The 16006-nt window shown below is 34.8% G+C and carries 17 protein-coding genes; 2 read left to right on the forward strand and 15 right to left on the reverse strand.

The window, feature by feature from the left end:
• Nucleotides 1-139 precede the first annotated feature (139 nt).
• From EGI26_RS12280 to EGI26_RS12300, 5 genes are all read right to left on the reverse strand, one after another.
• Entirely contained in the window at nt 140-505 is a 366-nt protein-coding gene (locus EGI26_RS12280; RefSeq protein ID WP_255078697.1) for a DUF3703 domain-containing protein, read from the reverse strand.
• Between the two features lie 18 nt (nt 506-523).
• Nucleotides 524-1762: an efflux RND transporter periplasmic adaptor subunit gene (locus EGI26_RS12285; protein WP_255078699.1), complete on the reverse strand. Its 1239-nt coding sequence runs from the start codon at nt 1760-1762 to the stop codon at nt 524-526.
• A gap of 11 nt (nt 1763-1773) precedes the next feature.
• Complete coding sequence (locus EGI26_RS12290) at nt 1774-6117, reverse strand: CusA/CzcA family heavy metal efflux RND transporter (RefSeq protein ID WP_255078700.1); 4344 nt, start codon at nt 6115-6117, stop codon at nt 1774-1776.
• A 98-nt stretch (nt 6118-6215) separates the two neighbouring features.
• Nucleotides 6216-6545 (reverse strand): DUF6660 family protein, encoded by a 330-nt coding sequence (locus tag EGI26_RS12295; protein WP_255078701.1) that lies wholly within the window; start codon nt 6543-6545, stop codon nt 6216-6218.
• A gap of 155 nt (nt 6546-6700) precedes the next feature.
• Nucleotides 6701-8878, reverse strand: a complete 2178-nt coding sequence (locus EGI26_RS12300; protein ID WP_255078702.1) for a TonB-dependent receptor domain-containing protein — start codon at nt 8876-8878, stop codon at nt 6701-6703.
• 291 nt (nt 8879-9169) lie between these two features.
• Between EGI26_RS12300 and EGI26_RS12305 the strand changes: the two genes are divergently transcribed.
• The gene (locus EGI26_RS12305) at nt 9170-10186 is read left to right on the forward strand and encodes a YncE family protein (RefSeq protein WP_255078703.1); all 1017 of its coding nucleotides are present in this window, start codon (nt 9170-9172) and stop codon (nt 10184-10186) included.
• 123 nt (nt 10187-10309) lie between these two features.
• On the opposite strand, the gene EGI26_RS12310 is transcribed toward EGI26_RS12305, so the two are convergent.
• The 7 genes from EGI26_RS12310 to EGI26_RS12340 form a co-directional block, all read right to left on the reverse strand.
• Complete coding sequence (locus EGI26_RS12310) at nt 10310-10528, reverse strand: GDCCVxC domain-containing (seleno)protein (protein WP_255078704.1); 219 nt, start codon at nt 10526-10528, stop codon at nt 10310-10312.
• Nucleotides 10528-11145 (reverse strand): mercuric transport protein MerTP, encoded by a 618-nt coding sequence (gene merTP, locus EGI26_RS12315; protein WP_255078705.1) that lies wholly within the window; start codon nt 11143-11145, stop codon nt 10528-10530. The genes EGI26_RS12310 and merTP overlap by 1 nt, the downstream gene beginning before the upstream one ends.
• A complete protein-coding gene (locus tag EGI26_RS12320) occupies nt 11142-11516 on the reverse strand; it encodes a metalloregulator ArsR/SmtB family transcription factor (RefSeq protein ID WP_255078706.1) in 375 nt (124 codons plus the stop codon). Before EGI26_RS12320 ends, merTP begins: the two co-directional genes overlap by 4 nt.
• Nucleotides 11517-11627: 111 nt before the next feature.
• Nucleotides 11628-12203: a redoxin domain-containing protein gene (locus tag EGI26_RS12325; RefSeq protein WP_255078707.1), complete on the reverse strand. Its 576-nt coding sequence runs from the start codon at nt 12201-12203 to the stop codon at nt 11628-11630.
• A 33-nt stretch (nt 12204-12236) separates the two neighbouring features.
• Complete coding sequence (locus tag EGI26_RS12330; protein WP_255078708.1) at nt 12237-12617, reverse strand: hypothetical protein; 381 nt, start codon at nt 12615-12617, stop codon at nt 12237-12239.
• Between the two features lie 27 nt (nt 12618-12644).
• The gene (locus EGI26_RS12335) at nt 12645-12974 is read right to left on the reverse strand and encodes a YnfA family protein (protein ID WP_255078709.1); all 330 of its coding nucleotides are present in this window, start codon (nt 12972-12974) and stop codon (nt 12645-12647) included.
• An 11-nt stretch (nt 12975-12985) separates the two neighbouring features.
• Nucleotides 12986-13267, reverse strand: a complete 282-nt coding sequence (locus EGI26_RS12340; RefSeq protein WP_255078711.1) for a hypothetical protein — start codon at nt 13265-13267, stop codon at nt 12986-12988.
• A gap of 79 nt (nt 13268-13346) precedes the next feature.
• Between EGI26_RS12340 and EGI26_RS12345 the strand changes: the two genes are divergently transcribed.
• Entirely contained in the window at nt 13347-13739 is a 393-nt protein-coding gene (locus tag EGI26_RS12345; RefSeq protein ID WP_255078712.1) for a MerR family DNA-binding protein, read from the forward strand.
• A 98-nt stretch (nt 13740-13837) separates the two neighbouring features.
• Here the strand turns inward: EGI26_RS12345 and EGI26_RS12350 are convergent, their stop codons facing one another.
• Genes EGI26_RS12350 through EGI26_RS12360 form a run of 3 tightly spaced genes read right to left on the reverse strand, consistent with a single transcriptional unit; the run spans nt 13838 to nt 15764 of the window.
• A complete protein-coding gene (locus tag EGI26_RS12350; RefSeq protein WP_255078713.1) occupies nt 13838-14590 on the reverse strand; it encodes a sterol desaturase family protein in 753 nt (250 codons plus the stop codon).
• Between the two features lie 58 nt (nt 14591-14648).
• Nucleotides 14649-15236 carry a Crp/Fnr family transcriptional regulator gene (locus tag EGI26_RS12355; RefSeq protein ID WP_255078715.1) on the reverse strand — a complete coding sequence of 196 codons (588 nt, stop codon included), beginning with the start codon at nt 15234-15236 and terminating at the stop codon, nt 14649-14651.
• Nucleotides 15237-15764, reverse strand: a complete 528-nt coding sequence (locus tag EGI26_RS12360) for a hypothetical protein (protein ID WP_255078716.1) — start codon at nt 15762-15764, stop codon at nt 15237-15239.
• Nucleotides 15765-16006 lie beyond the last annotated feature (242 nt).

Consider the following 16006-nt stretch of genomic DNA (forward strand, 5'->3'; position numbering starts at 1 on the left):
TTCATTTATTTTTCAATTATTTTTTTTCATTTTACTTTCCATAATCAATGCTCCTAGTTTTCTTCAACTTCTCAATTCGACAAAGTGGCTTGCAAATAATAGCCAAATCGTTTGACGTATATGTGTTTATGTTAAATTATCAAGCGTATTTACTGAGAATTGACAATAGGTCAGCAGGAATTTCCATTGGTTTTAAAGGAGGAACATTTGCACCTCCTGTATTGCCAATAGGAACTTTTCCCACAAAAGACTTTACACCACCAAAAATTAGTCTTGTAATTTGCCCCATTACTTCTTTGGTACTTTTTATTTTTATTCCAAACTTGAGCATTTGCCAATGAACATGAGAATGGTGCAAAGGATAACGTTGCCCAATAATGTGTGCTCTCTCATAATGCCTCCAACACTCTTGAAGTTTTCCTTCATGTAATAATTTTGCTGCTGAGTCCAATTCTGATTTATAAAATGGATACAAGCTTTGGGGAATATTAAAATAGAATTTCATCGTTTTTCATTTAATAAATCAATGTCCTTGGTCATCTCCGCCTTCCGAATTCGACATAGTCGATTGCAAATAATACGCTCCTTTTGCTACTATTTTTGCTCCAGCAGGTATTTCTTGCAAAGGCGTTACTTGCACAAAACCCAATTGAGTTGTTCCCGTTTTTACCTCAATTCGCTTGAAATGTATGCCATCATCATGTCCTGCTTCTTTATCAGTAGCCTTTTTGGAAACTTCTTCTTTTTCGGCTTCTTGGATGAAAATGTAATCTTTTCCACCCGATTGTGCAATGGCATCAATTGGTAAAGTTTGCACCTCGTTTTTACCAATATCAATTAATGCATTTACATACATTCCTGAAATCAAACCTATATTGGAATTATTGATGTCGGCATGTACAGCCACCGATTTTGATTCATTTTGAAAGGCTTTTCCAATGCTAAAAATCCTACCCAAAACCTCTTTGTTATCTTGATTAGTCAACACAAAACGAACATTTTGCCCCACTTTTATTTTGAAAAGGTCTTTCTCGTATATCAATAAATCCACATGCATTTTGCTATTATCTACAATCGAAAAAAGCACATTTTCGGGTTGAATATTACTCCCAATTTTGACTTTAACCGAAGTAATGTAGCCAGAAATTGGGGCAAAAACAGCCAAACTATTCGAAGACTCACTACCACCAAGAGCAATATTCTGTTCCAAAATCTTTATTTGATTTGAAGTATTTAGCATTTTTGATTTTATCAATTCCAAATCAGAACTAACTTTCTGAAAAGCCTTTTTTGATGTTACGTTTTCATCGCTCAGTTCTTTTTGGCGTGCAAAATCCAAATCTAAATATTCTTTATTGACTTTGGCTTGTTGTAATTCTTCTGTCAGCTTGGCTTTTTCTAGGCGTAAATTATTAAATGCTAAACTTTGAAATGTAGCCAAGGCTTGCCCTTTTTTCACATACTGTCCTTCGATTACGCCAATAGTTTTCACAATACCACCCATAAAAACGGAAACATCTGCCTGATTCTGTGGGGGTAGTTTGGTATAGCCATTAGCAGTGATAACTTCACTTAGGTTCTTCTTTTCAAAATTACCAAAAACGATTTGTGCCGTTTTTACTTGAATCGGGGTAAGCTCTAAAACACTCTCTTCTTCGTGGTGTTCTTCGGCGGCTGGTTGTTCGGTACTAACGGTTTTGTTGCAAGCCATTATCAAAGTAAATCCGACAACTAGGCTTAAATATTTATGTGATTGTTTCATTATCTTGATTGTTAGTTATTTAACAAATATTTAATGTTAATATTATTTTGATTGAACCCTTTGATCACTTGCAAATAATTTTGTTGAATACTCAAAACTGTTTCCAAACTCTGCAAATACTCCACATACCCGATTTCACCACTTTGAAAAGCTTTAGTAGCATTTTTTGTGATGATTTCTGCATTAGGCAGAGCCATTTGGGTATAAAATTCTAGCAAAGATTGATTCGCTTTTTGTTCTTGAATTTGCTGTAATAATTGGCTATTCAATTGATTTTTCAGGAAATCTGCATTACGCTGTTCAACCATAATTTGGGTTTCAGCCGCTTGGATCTTGGCTTTGTTAGCGGCTCTTCCTAAAATGGGAATACTCACGCCCAAATTAACACCTTGAAAACGAGGAACGCCATTGAAGAAAACCGTTTTATCATTAACCAACTGATTGCCGGTGAGCGATTGCAAGAAATAACCTGCCGAAAAATCAGGCTTTACAAAGGCCTTTTCTATGTTTCGATTGGCGGCAGCAATGGCTATTTGCTGCATTGCTATTTGTAGCAAAGGATTTTGATTGATAAATCCTGAATCAGCAAGCATCGAAGTTTGTGCTTGAAATTCATTAGAATCCAATTCAAAATCTTCTTGCCGGTTTATCAAGAATTTAATTTTGATTTTTTCGTTTTGAATAAAGGCTTCATTTTGTTTTCTAACCTGCAAAAACTCTTGCTGTTTGGTTTCGGCAGTGGTTTTTTCTAATAAATTACTTTCGCCTGTACGTAGCTTTACAGTTGCCGCTTTTACAAAATTCTGCAAATATTCATCTTGCTTTATTAAAATCTGATTGACAGCCGAAAGGTATAATATTGCATTCCATGACTGCCTAATTTGAAAAGATAGGTCATGTTTGGTTATCAACAATTTTAGCTCGCTACTTTTGATGTTTTCACTGATAAGCTGTTTTTTTGCTTGAAACTGAAAGGGGCTAAATCCTTGCGAAATACTAAAATTTTGGTCAAAACTTCGGGTATTGTACTGCCCCAGCATAGCATTGAGATTGGTTTTTGCTAATTCTTTTGCAGTAGGCAATAGTTGATTTTGTACGGTTACGGCCAATTCTTTGGCCTGTATCGAAGGGTTGTTTTTCGTGCCTAAATCTATGGCTTGTTGCAAAGTCAGTTTGTTTTGAGCCGTTGCCAAATTGCTAAATAATAAGCCAAATACAATGATAGAAGCAGTTTTGATAGTTTTTTTAGGAATTTTTACCCCTTTTTCTAAAAGGAAATAAAGTATGGGTAAAACTATCAAAGTCAGCAGTGTTGCCGTAATTAAACCGCCAATCACAACAGTAGCCAACGGCTTTTGGACTTCTGCTCCAGCACCACTACTCAAAGCCATAGGCAAAAAGCCCAGCGAAGCTACGGCGGCTGTCATTACCACAGGTCGTAATCGTACTTTTGTGCCTTCCTTAATTCTTTCCAAAACATTGTCCCAACCTTCGGCTTTGAGTTGATTGAAATAGCCAATCAATACAATTCCGTTCAAAACTGCCACGCCAAACAAAGCAATAAAGCCAATGCCTGCCGAAATACTGAACGGCATACCACGCAACCAAAGGGCAAAAACACCACCAATAGCAGAAAGTGGAATAGCCGTAAAAATCAATATGGATTGCTTGATGGAATTAAAGGTGAAATAGAGCAATACAAAAATCAAAAGCAAAGCTACGGGTACAGCTATGGCAAGGCGTTTGTTGGCTTCAACCAAGTTTTCAAACTGACCACCATAGGTTACATAATAGCCTTCGGGGAGTTTGAGTTTTGCATCTAATTTTGCTTGTATGTCATTGACTACGCTTTTCACATCACGTCCACGTACATTTAGGCCAATTACAATTCTACGTCTGCCATCTTCACGGCTTATTTGTGCAGGTCCTTGTTCAAAATTCACGTCGGCTACTTGCTCCAAAGGAATTTGGTTACCATTGGGTAGACTTACAAATATATTTTTCACATTAGAAATATCCTGACGAAAATCTTTGTCCAGCCTCACCACCAAATCATAACGTTTTTCGCCTTCATAAACTGTGCCTGTGGCTTCCCCTGCAAAACCTGTACGGATAACTTTGTTCAAATCGCCCACATTTAAGCCATACAAAGCCAATTTGTCGGGGTTATATCGAACCGTAATTTGTGGCATACCTGTCACTTGTTCGGCTTTTATATCGGCTACGCCTTCAATATCACCAATTAAACCAACTGCATTATTTGCTGTAGCTGCTAATTTTTCTAAATCTTCCCCAAAAATCTTAATCGCAATATCGCTTCTTACGCCCGTCATTAATTCATTGAAACGCATCTGAATCGGCTGAGAAACCTCAAAACCTACGCCTGGTATTTTCTCCATTTCTTCTTTCATCAAATCTGCCAATTCGTAGAAATCTTTGGTGGTTTTCCACTCTTTTTTGTCTTTCAGAATGATAATCAAATCACCTGTTTCAATGGGCATTGGGTCGGTTGGAATCTCAGCAGAACCAATTTTAGAAACCACTTCAACAACTTCAGGAAACTTAGCTTTAAGGAGTTTTTCCAATTTTGTTGCTGTTTCAATACTCATATTCAATGAGCTACCCCCTGCATTTCTAAAATTGATGGCATAGTCTCCTTCTTCCAAAGTTGGAATAAATTCGCCACCCATTCTACTAAAAACAAACAAGGCAATTAAAAATAAGGCAACCGAAGCACTTAATATGATGGTTTTTAATTGCAGAGCTTTGTCCAAAATAGGCTGGTAAAAGCGATAAATAAAATCAATTATTTTATCTGAAATATTCTTTTTATGGCTAATATTTTTACTTAAAAACAAAGCCGAAGCCATCGGAACGTAGGTGAGCGACAAAATAAATGCTCCCAAAATAGCAAACGAAACGGTTTGAGCCATTGGTTTAAACATCTTGCCTTCTGTGCCAACCAATGCCAAAATGGGTAGATAAACAATCAAAATAATAATCTCGCCAAATGCGGCACTTGACCGTATTTTTGTAGATGCCTGTAAAACTTCTTCATCCATTTGTTGAGCGGTGAGCCTTCCTTCTTTGTTTAGATGCAAACGGTGAATGACGGCTTCTACTATAATAACCGCACCATCTACAATCAAACCAAAATCTATTGCTCCTAAACTCATCAAATTACCGCTTACACCAAATAAATTCATCATTATAACGGCAAAAAGCAATGCCAATGGAATAACAGAAGCCACCACCAAACCTGCTCGCCAATTGCCAAGTAATAATACCAAAACAAAAATGACAATTAAAGCACCTTCTAAAAGGTTTGTTTCTACTGTTCCGATGGCATTATTTACCAATTTTGTACGGTCTATAAATGGTTCAAGAGTTACACCTTCAGGCAATGATTTTCTAATTTGTTCGACTTTCGCCTTTGTTCTATTCACTACTGCCGATGAATTTTCGCCTTTGAGCATCAGTACCATTCCGCCTACTACTTCTCCTTTGCCGTCTTTGGTTACTGCTCCATACCGCAATGCCGATCCTTCCTGTACTTTTGCCACATCACGAATGAGAATAGGCACTCCGTTACTGGTTTTTACAACTATTTTTTCAATATCAGCAATACTTTTTACCATACCCAAAGCCCTGATAAAATAAACATAAGGCTGTTTGTCGATGTATGCACCTCCTGTATTTTCATTGTTTTTTTCAAGTGCCTCAAAAATATCAGTGATGGTGGTATTCATACTTTTCAATCGGTCGGGCTGCACAGCTATTTCGTACTGTTTGAGATTTCCGCCCAAAGTGGTAACTTCAGCAACACCAGGTGTGCCGAGCAATTGTGGTCTTACTATCCAATCTTGAATACTTCGGAGTTTGGAAGCATCGTATTGGCTTTCAAAGCCTTTTTTTGCAAAAATTACATATTGGTAAATTTCGCCCAATCCTGTGCTTATGGGGGCTAATTCTGGAATCCCTGCACCTTTAGGAATCAGTCTTTCAGCATCTTTTAGTTTTTCGCTCATTTGCTGCCTTGCCCAGTAAATGTCCACATCTTCCTCAAAAACGAGGGTAATAACACTTAGCCCAAAGCGAGAAAACGAACGCATTTCTACGATTTTGGGAATCGTTTTCATGGTTTGTTCAATAGGATAAGTAATAAACTGCTCCACCTCTTGGGTGGCCAAAGTGGGGGCAGTAGTAATGACTTGTACCTGATTATTGGTAATATCGGGCAGGGCATCAATGGGCAGTCGGCTTACATTATAAATACCAACCAATACCAAAGCGGCTGTACACAAGCCAACGATAAATTTGTTTTTTATCGAGAAATGAATGATTTTATCTAACATATTTTGAATCTAATTTTGAAAAAATTCACAGATAGCCATAAGCAAAGAACCAAGCTGAGTAAAATTTCAGCAAGTAGCAAAGACAATAATTTTAAGAATTAGATTTTGGGCGGTTGCCAAATATTTCCGTAGAAATCTGAAATGAAAGAAGTATTGTAGGCCAAATTATCGCCTTTTTCAGTTACCAACTGATGGGATGTTTCTGAAATCAAAGTTGGAAACAAGAAACTGGAAACCATCGTTGTGCCACAACAGGCACAAATACAAAAAGGCGAACACGTTTCGGTATCGTCTTGATGTTCGGTATGATTGGTTTCTGCAATTGCTATTTTTTCATTTTTTTCTACTCTACATTCATCCATATCTCCGCAAGGCAGACACGAAATAACCGTTAAGTACAAAGAAAATAAAAATGAAAAATATCGCATACCACAAAAGTATTTAAAATATTCGTGCAACAGGGAGTCAGAAAGGAAATAATTTTATTATGATGTCTGTTAAAGCATTTATCACAAATTATTGAAGTTTTTTACCAATAGCTGGAGCTTAGATTCACAAACGTTTGAAAAAAACAAATCACACCTTAAAAATGAGTAGAAATAGTCAGATTTAAGCTACGTCCATCAGATGCCCAAATGCCTGGGCCTGGATAGAATTGTGGACGTTTGGTGAAATACTGTTTGTTAGTTGAATTATTTAGGTTGAGTTTGAGCATAATTTTGCTTGAAACTCTACAGGTAGCATTAAAATCTAAAATACCATAAGCTGGAACAAGTCCTACGCTACCATTTGCCGAAGGTTGTAAAGTATTGAGTGCATCTGCATAACTTTTGGCTGTATAGCTAAAAAGACTTGTAAAACTTAATCTCCTATATCTAAATGTAACACCATTTCGACTAATAAATTGGGGTGTACTTTCTACGAAATTACCTTCAATATTGATATTTTTTTCTCCTGAACGAATTTCTGCTTTTAAATATTTAGCTTCCATCAATGATGTTGAAGTGAATATTGAAAAATTAGTTTTTTCATTGATTCGTGCATAATATTCCAAAAACATTTCGAGTCCACGAGTGAAAGAGTTACCTATATTGGTTCTTAAAATTTGGAATACTCCATTTGCATCGGTTTGAGCCAGTGTACCAAGTCTATTTTTATAAAGCAACTGGAAATAAGTCAATTCAACTCTTATTTTCTCAAAATTCCCTTTGTAACCTGCTTCAAAGTTATAACCACTGGCATCTTTCAAATTATCCGCCGACTTTTCATAAATTGACGCTGGAATAATGTCTTTGAAAATTACTGGACGATAAGCCTGTGAAAACCCAACATATATGTTTTGATTTTTTGACAATTGATAATCTGTATTTATACCAAACAATGGAAAACGATGCGGAATAACATTTTGTAATTTTGTAGGGTCATAGTAACTAATCACGCCTGACATTTTTGATTGGCCTGATTCGATTCTAAAACCTGGTGCAATTGCTAATTTTGAACTCAAATTTACACGATTTTCAATAAAAATTGCAATATTTTGAGTTTTAAAGTGTAAATCTCGCCCCCAATTTCCTGTAATACTCAAATCGAAATCACTACCAGTTGTTCCTTTTCCTTGCTGACGGCGGTGTAAATCGTTATTCATTAACTGCACACCACCTGCCAATATCGAAGCAAGTCTTCCAATACGATATTCATGCAAAACACGTAATTCAGAAGTGTAACTGTGATAATTATCAATATCTACCTGACGGTTGGCATATTGAAGCGTCTGAGAGTCAATTTTATCAGTAACATCTGCTGTTTTATCAAACATTACACTATTCCTACTTCCAAAAATTGCCGACGTAACCCATGAAAGTTTCGTGCGATTATTTAAAGTCCAATTTAAAGATACAGAAGGGACATAAATATCTGGACTATAATAATTTCTCGAACGAATAGATGCTCTTGGGTCGATATTAAACATAGCATCTGTTTGTTGTCCTGCCAGTTGAATAACATATTTTGAGCGAGAAAAATCAGCTTTTAAAGATAGCCTTGATGTCGGGCGATAAGTAATTTGGGCTGATTGTGCTTCATAATCACTTCGGCTATTGTTACGATAGCCATCAGACACTCGCTTGCTATAATAAGCATAGTAATTTACCTTGCCAATTTGTCCACCAACAGCATTGTATGTACTCAAAAGACCGAACGAGCCAATACTATTGGTGCTTTCAAAATCAAATACTTTTGTTGAATCAACTTGCTTTCCTATATAATTGAGCATTCCACCAAATTGGGCTCCATATTGCAAAGAACCTGTTCCACGAACCAATTCGATACTTTGAATTGCCTCCATTGGCATCGAATAATGGCTTGCAGGATAGCCATACATATCAGTATTTGTAATAACGCCATCCTTTCTGACATTAAACTCCCAACCACGATGCGGGTCAAGCCCACGAGTAGATATATTTATTTGGTTTCCCGAACCGTCCATATCATATACAAAAACACCAGGGATTTTAGCAAAAATTTGACGTGCTGTTTTTTCGGCAACATTTGCATCTAAGCCTAAAACATGGATAACTTCGGTCTTCTTACCTGCGTACAAAAATGTACCTTTGAAAATAGGTAGGCTTTGGATATTAAACTTGTTTAATTGCTCAACTATTTGTATTTCGTTAAGATTCAACACCTTAACTGAATCCACTTTTTCCTGTGCGGAAACAGCAGCAGTGAAAAACACAAGGGGTAATATATATGTAGTTTTCATTTTTTTTTAAATTTCAATATTTCATTTTATTGGTAATGTACCATTACGCCTAAGTTTTCAGAAGGTACGGGAGTCGAATTGTGAAAATATCGCATACTACAAAAGTATTTAAAATATTAGTGCAACAGGGAGTCAGAAAGGAAATAATTGAAAGTTAAAAACTTCTATGCAAACCATTTGAAGTCAGAATTTGTTCTCTATCTTCAACCAAAAGAAATAAACTTACATTTGAGACGTATTAATGTTCCTAAGTGTTCGTTAAGGTGCTCAAACTCATTTAAATATTTCCCCATGTTTATTAAATTTCTACCTATTTTTTTATTTTCTATTTTATTCTCTTCCTGCAAAACTCAAGTAATTAAAAGTAATTCAGCCATAATTATCAATGGAGCTGACAATAACCTTGATATCCTTGATCTTAAACGACTTCGAATAAAAAGCAAAATAAAGGTCGATGAGAACAAAAACTATTTTGCACACCATGTGTATTTTTCTAAATCAAAGGAATTTGTCTCAATTGCATTACCAGCTATAGATTTTTCAAAAGGGCATGATGGCATGCACATGATGAATGTCCCTGGGAGGATTGTTGTGCTGAATTCAAAGAAAGCCAACGTGAAAGTTCAAATTGATGTGCCAACGGCGAACCACAACGCAATTGTCTCTCCGAATGAAAAAGAAGTATGGACTACTGGCATGAGTCATAAAGGTCGAATATATGTTTACGACTTAGGAACAGGAAAACTTAAAGACCAGATTATGGTTAATGCTGACCCCTCAGAAATTATATTTTCAAAAGATGAAAAATATGCCGCTGTAGCTTGTGGAGAGAGTAGTTTTGTTACAATTATAGATGTCCACAGCAAAAAAATCATAAAAGAAATTAAAGTTGATCCGAATCCAAGCAATGTATGGGCAGGATTTGAAAACAATATCTTCGTTGAAAATTCTCTTCGAAAAACGTTAAACATAATAGACCTAAACAGCCTAAAAGTTATTGACTTCATTGATTTTGATTTCACACCGGGATTTGCCGTTTATAATGTCCTAAATCGTGAAATTTGGGTTTGCTCAAAATCAGACGACAATGTATACATCTATAAACAAAAAAACCATAAATGGATAAAGACCGAAAAATTTATATCATCTGGAGGACCTCACATGATAGCATTTTTTGACGGGTCCACCAAAGCCCTTTTGATAAATCAGTTTGAAAGCACTGTTTTAATTATCGACGCACAAACCAAAAAAGAAATCAAAAGAATAACCACAAGTGATAAACCAAATGGAATTGCTGTTTGGGAGTAAGTCTGAATTACTGGGTTAAAAAAAAAAAAATAGCACGGATGAGAGAAGCAGGCTAAGAGTTAACACAGTGATAAATTCAAGTGCGACAGGTTTTCAAAAAGGAAATTTAAATAAAATACCCTTTTACTTACTACAGCATGACTCAGAATTTTCTTGTATCGGCGGACATGGCACAGTTCCATAACTACAAAAAACGCAGCAATCACCTTGTAAAGGCTTAAAGACTGTTTTACACGATTCACAATCATAAAAATATTGGCAAGCATCCGTTGGCATTATTTCCACTTTTTGGTGTCCACAATGAGGACAAGTTATTTCTGATTCTATACTAATATTTGCCATTATAATTGTTTTTTGTGATTCACGACTTTGTAACCAGTTGAATTAATGGCCTTTGTAATTTCCTCAACATTAGTCTTCTTGTTATCAAATTTCACAATTGCATTTCCTTTTTCATAAGAAACTTGGGATAGCACAATCCCTTTTAATTTACCAATTTCTGATTTTATGTGAGCCTCACAACCTGCACAAGTCATACCACTAATAATAAACTCACTTTTCTGACTTTTTACGATTTGGTTTACGCCAATGTTAGTTTCTGTTTTTTGGAAAAATAAATGAGAGTAACTTGGAAATGATAAGAGTAAAATTGACAAAATGGTTATCATCGTTAAAAATAGTTTAGTTTGAAAAAATGATTCTTTACTATCTGTTTCACAATTGCATTCAAGCGATTCGCCACCTGCTTGTTTTTGTGGTTTTAGTTTTTGATACCAAGCCAAACCTAAAATAAAAGCTGTTGAGCCAATAAAATAAGGCCTTGCGGGGTCGAGCCACGAAAAAGTGGAAGCAATGCCAGTTGTGCCAGCCAGAATAGCTAAAACAGGCATAATACAACATAATGAGGATGCCACAGCTGTAATAATACTTAAATTTGGAAGCGAAGTGATAGTTTTCATAATGCTAATTTGGCTTGTTGAATATGCTCAAACAATGGTTCTATTACCTTTAAATGATTGGTTTTTAGAGAGTAAAAAACTGTTTGCCCAACTTTGCGAAACTGAATAAGGTTTGCATCTTTGAGTTTACGAAGATGCTGGGAAACAGCAGGCACAGTCATTTCTAAAATATCAGAAATATCACAAGGACACAATTCAGTTTCTTGGTTAAGTAAAAACAGAATTTTCAAGCGTACTTCATTTCCTGCTAAACTCAACACTTGAGCAAGATTTGCGAATGAGTTTTCAGCCACCTTAATTTGTTCCTTGCAGTTCAAAATCTGAGCTTGGTCGGCAAAAACCCTGATACACCTAATTTCTTTCTTTTCCATCTACAAGTTTTGAATTATGTAACAAATATATAATGAAATAATTATTTAAGCAAATGCTTAATTAGATAGATAAAAAAAATCCCACCGTAAGCACTACAGTGGGATTTTGGTTTATTTACGATATGTAATAACACACCCTTTTGCAATAGTGGAATTCACCTTAATTTCTTCTTTTACTAAAATAGAACCAATAGCAGTTTCCACATATTTGGTTGTAATCTTGGTCTCGTCTCGGTTGTCGTCTATTGCACCAATGTATGCAATTTTATAACTTCCTCTTTTCTTTACCAAAATGACCGTGTGGGTATTTACAACAGCTCCATAAGCAAATGAGACCTTTTGGTCTGCATCCTGCAAATACTCAAAATTAAATCCCTTTTCACTAGCAACGGATTTCATAGCTGACATTGAATCTGTTGGATCAATAGCCACAACTGGAAATCCCATTTTCCCATATTTTGATTGCAGTTCCTTAACTCTGTTTTGATACATTTTTGCAATCGGGCAGTTATTGGTTAGAAAAACAAGAATGACCCCTTTAGAATCTTCAAAACTATCTAAAGATACCGTTTTTCCATCCGTATTTTTCAAACTGAAATCAATGGCCTTACTATTGATTGGTGGGTCAACAGGAGTTTCTCCACCAGAAAAAATAAAACTTAGAAGGAACAATACGAGAATTTTCATAAGATTTTTGTTAAAAATTTGAGAACTAATTTTTTATAACGAAAGTTCGGTTTTGATAAAATCCTTGACCCCCTTAGGGCCCGTTAATGCCAGATAAACGTACTTTTTTTCCGCCGAAACCGAAATGTCAAAATTGAAAAAGTCGCAACACTGTCTTTCAGTTTTAATGAAGTCTGTCAACATACTTATGGTTTCATCACTATCTTTAAAAGTATATTTTATGCCATTTTTAAGTTCTTTTTTTTCGACAATTTCCTTTTTCAAATTTGCAATTACTGTCTCTTTTCGCTCCCTAAATTCAGCAGATGTTAATTTGCACGCCATTGTTGAGCTTTCTCCACAACAAGCTTCTTTTTTTTGAGCCATCCCTTGCAAACTACAAAGAAAGAGTCCTAAAATCGTTAATTTTTTCATTTCTTAAATAATTGATTTTTAATAAGTTTATTGCCTTTTAGCAAAGAAAATGATTAAAATTCCGATGAAAACTATTAATGAACCGATGATGTCATGCTTGGTGGGTTTGAAATCGTCAAAAACATAAGCCCAAATAAGCGACATAATAATGAAAACGCCACCATAAGCTGCATAAGTTCTTGCAAAGTTATTGGGTTGAAATGTTGCTACAAATCCATAAGAAATAAGCAAAATAGCACCCGAAAAGCCATACCATGCCGATTTTTCATTTTTCAACCAAATCCATATCAAATATCCACCGCCAATTTCGCACAGACCAGCAAGAAAATAAATAGCTATTACCTTTACAAATGCCATAAATACTTGATTTAAGATTCCTTGCCTTTACAATCGCAGTTTACATCACATACTGTCGCACAAGATTTTGAATTTTGTTTCTTTTTGTAAAAATAGTAAACTAAAAACAAAGCAGCTACAGACACTGCTAAAACTCCTGCCTTTTCAAGATACATAGCAATTAATCCCAATGAACTAATACCAAAAAAAGCCCCAATAAATGGAAACGTGCAACAAACTCCACAAAGTAGGATACCTCCAACTCCAAGTTTTTTTGCTGCTTTTAAAGAACTTTCGCCCATGTTGTTTTTCATCTTTTAAATTTATATTTGCAAATATAAACCGTGGAGTATAGTCCACTGTCAAGCGAAATTTTAAAAACTTTTTAAAAAAATGTTAATTGGAGAGCTTTCAACCAAAACTGGTTTATCCAGGGATACGATCAGGTTTTACGAAAAACAAGGGCTGATTTCGATAGGTAGAAAGGAGAGACGTGAGAATAATTATAAAGAGTATTCCGAAGGTACTTTTCAAAAACTCATTTCAATCAAGAGAATAAAGAGTTTTGGTTTTACATTAAATGAAACGGAAGAGTTTTTAGCTTTGCTCGATAGAGATGCAGCAACTTGTGAAAATGTTGCTGAGAAAATGAGTAAAAAACTGTGTGAAATTGACGAAAAAATCAGAGAATTGCAGGAATTGAAAACCTCACTTTCGGGCAATTTGAAGGCTTGCTTAAGTAGCTGTTGTGAATCAGATAGTAATAATTGTCAGATGTTTTCATAGTAATTAGGCTTAACAGCGTTTATTTTCATTTTCCAAATCATAAAAGTGCCTATAACTCAGAAAGGCTGATACGAAAGAGCAAACGAATAGATTTCTATCTATTTACTTTTCGCTTTGTCATAATGTTCGTCATAGTCGGGGCGAATTGTCCCCATAATTCTGTCCCAAAAGGTAAAATAAAGCCCATAATTGCCATCAAAATATTGGTGGTGCATATTGTGATTTACAGAAGTGTTTATCCATTTACCAAACCAATTTTTACTGAACCCTTTGGGATAAAGTTCAAAGCCCAAATGCCCGTAAACGTTATAAATTAAGCTACAAATAAAGAAAACTATCAAATGCCAATCTTGCAATGGTATAATGAAAAGCAATAAAACAAAAATTCCTGACTCCAAAATTGCTTCGATTGGGTGAAAAGCATAAGCTGCCCAAGGTGAAGGATTTGTAGATTTATGATGAATTAAATGCACAAATTTGAAAAGCAATTTATTGTGCATCAGCCTGTGAAGCCAATAAAAATAAGCATCGTGAATAAAAATCATCAAAATAAATGCTGAAAAAAAATACAGTTTACTATGCTGGTTAATGTCGGTATAATATAGGGTGTATGGTCTGATACCGTCATTAAAAAGAATGAAAACAGGTGGAAATGAAAAAATGATAATAGAAATTATGGAATAGAATATTTCTCTTCGATAATCTTTGCTCTGCGGAAATTTGCTTTGTATTTTTTTTAATTCTATCTTTTCTTTAAAAAAAATGTAGAAAATCGTAAAGGCAATACTCGCCGTAAGAAAATAATTTCGTGCATTTTCTAACAAAATTCCGATGATTTTTGACCATTCCATTTTTGAATATTTAAAATTTTGGTCAAAAGTAGGAATGTACCTTACAGATAAAAATAACTCAGGTTACTTTCGTGTTTTGTGTAAGCCTTTTTCTTATTCTGCTTAAACTTTGTGGCTCAATACCTAAAAAAGAAGCTATAAATTTGATAGAAATTCTATTATTTGCAGTTGGATATTGGTTTAAAAATTTCAAATATCTTTCAGTAGGTGTTTCTTTTCTTTCTGCTTCGTTGGCTTTTATTTGCATCAAAGATTCGTCAAAAAGCAAATGCCTAAAAATGGATTCAAATTTTGGATTTAATTCGAGGATTTTTGGAAGGTCGTTTTTTTTCAAAATTAGTGCTTCACAATCTTCAAGTGCCACAAAGTTTTTATGTGATGAAATTTCTTGTAAAAGACCTTCCAAATAGGTGAAAAAGCAATTTTCAAAAATAAATTGAGTCGTTAATTCCTTGCCGTCATCGTGCAAATAACTACGAATAAGCCCCGAATTAAGGAAGCCGATAAAATGACAATATTCTCCTTCTTTGATGATAAAATCATTTTTTGAATAATTTTTGGTAGAAATATATGGTTGAATTTGTAAAATTTCTTCGTCTGAAATTTCAATTTTTGAGCGTATAAATATTTTGAGCTTATCAAGCATTTATTGTTTTTGCAATTTTACTTTCGAATAAACCTCAAAACCTTTATTTGGTTCAGCAATTTCAAAAACTTCTTCAATTTCTGTTTCACTAATTAAATGATAAGTTTCTTTTGCTCGGTATCCTTTTGGTATATTTTCAATGGCTGTTGAAACAAATACCAGCGTTTTTTTATCAGCCGAAATACTGTCGAGTGAGAATTCGTTTACAAAACCCTCCATGTGAAATTGGCGAAGTTTAAAATTTTTAATGCCTTTATCATAGCTAAAATAGCCAATATCTTCATGAATTTCGCCATTTGGGTTTTTGTCGCTTGGCGGGTAAGTCGATTTGTTTTTTATCTCAATAAAATTTTTGTTCAGAATTAAATTGTAACTTCTATCATAAACACCTGTTCCAGGTTCGCCACCGCCAATGCCTTTCCATTGCCCCAAAAATGGCTTTAAAGGCAACCAAATACTGTCTTTTTTTGATGTTTGTGCAACTAAAAAAGTTGGAAAAAAGAGAACAATTAAAAATGTTTTTTTCATAAAATCAGATATTGCTTCGTTTAAAACTACAGAACAGAAAATTTTGAGTTGTTTCAAAAGGGGTTATATCGTCTTCGGTTATGCAGCGAATCTTCTCAAAACCTTTCTTTATTTCAGCCGATAAAGTTACTTCATTTTATTGTTTTATTTGCAAGCCTTGAAATCCTCATTATCAAATAACTTAAAAAATTGCATGAGCAATTGTTGCCAATCAGAAAGCAACAATTGCCAGATGTTAAGTG

The sequence above is a fragment of the Lacihabitans sp. CCS-44 genome (assembly GCF_024343735.1).
Taxonomy (GTDB): domain Bacteria; phylum Bacteroidota; class Bacteroidia; order Cytophagales; family Spirosomataceae; genus Leadbetterella.

Excerpts from the sequence above, each read along its gene's own strand:
- EGI26_RS12280 (WP_255078697.1), bottom strand. The coding sequence starts at position 505 with ATGAAATTCTATTTTAATATTCCCCAAAGCTTGTATCCATTTTATAAA.
- EGI26_RS12285 (WP_255078699.1), bottom strand. The coding sequence starts at position 1,762 with ATGAAACAATCACATAAATATTTAAGCCTAGTTGTCGGATTTACTTTG.
- EGI26_RS12290 (WP_255078700.1), bottom strand. The coding sequence starts at position 6,117 with ATGTTAGATAAAATCATTCATTTCTCGATAAAAAACAAATTTATCGTT.
- EGI26_RS12295 (WP_255078701.1), bottom strand. The coding sequence starts at position 6,545 with ATGCGATATTTTTCATTTTTATTTTCTTTGTACTTAACGGTTATTTCG.
- EGI26_RS12300 (WP_255078702.1), bottom strand. The coding sequence starts at position 8,878 with ATGAAAACTACATATATATTACCCCTTGTGTTTTTCACTGCTGCTGTT.
- EGI26_RS12305 (WP_255078703.1), top strand. The coding sequence starts at position 9,170 with ATGTTTATTAAATTTCTACCTATTTTTTTATTTTCTATTTTATTCTCT.
- EGI26_RS12310 (WP_255078704.1), bottom strand. The coding sequence starts at position 10,528 with ATGGCAAATATTAGTATAGAATCAGAAATAACTTGTCCTCATTGTGGA.
- merTP (WP_255078705.1), bottom strand. The coding sequence starts at position 11,145 with ATGAAAACTATCACTTCGCTTCCAAATTTAAGTATTATTACAGCTGTG.
- EGI26_RS12320 (WP_255078706.1), bottom strand. The coding sequence starts at position 11,516 with ATGGAAAAGAAAGAAATTAGGTGTATCAGGGTTTTTGCCGACCAAGCT.
- EGI26_RS12325 (WP_255078707.1), bottom strand. The coding sequence starts at position 12,203 with ATGAAAATTCTCGTATTGTTCCTTCTAAGTTTTATTTTTTCTGGTGGA.
- EGI26_RS12330 (WP_255078708.1), bottom strand. The coding sequence starts at position 12,617 with ATGAAAAAATTAACGATTTTAGGACTCTTTCTTTGTAGTTTGCAAGGG.
- EGI26_RS12335 (WP_255078709.1), bottom strand. The coding sequence starts at position 12,974 with ATGGCATTTGTAAAGGTAATAGCTATTTATTTTCTTGCTGGTCTGTGC.
- EGI26_RS12340 (WP_255078711.1), bottom strand. The coding sequence starts at position 13,267 with ATGAAAAACAACATGGGCGAAAGTTCTTTAAAAGCAGCAAAAAAACTT.
- EGI26_RS12345 (WP_255078712.1), top strand. The coding sequence starts at position 13,347 with ATGTTAATTGGAGAGCTTTCAACCAAAACTGGTTTATCCAGGGATACG.
- EGI26_RS12350 (WP_255078713.1), bottom strand. The coding sequence starts at position 14,590 with ATGGAATGGTCAAAAATCATCGGAATTTTGTTAGAAAATGCACGAAAT.
- EGI26_RS12355 (WP_255078715.1), bottom strand. The coding sequence starts at position 15,236 with ATGCTTGATAAGCTCAAAATATTTATACGCTCAAAAATTGAAATTTCA.
- EGI26_RS12360 (WP_255078716.1), bottom strand. The coding sequence starts at position 15,764 with ATGAAAAAAACATTTTTAATTGTTCTCTTTTTTCCAACTTTTTTAGTT.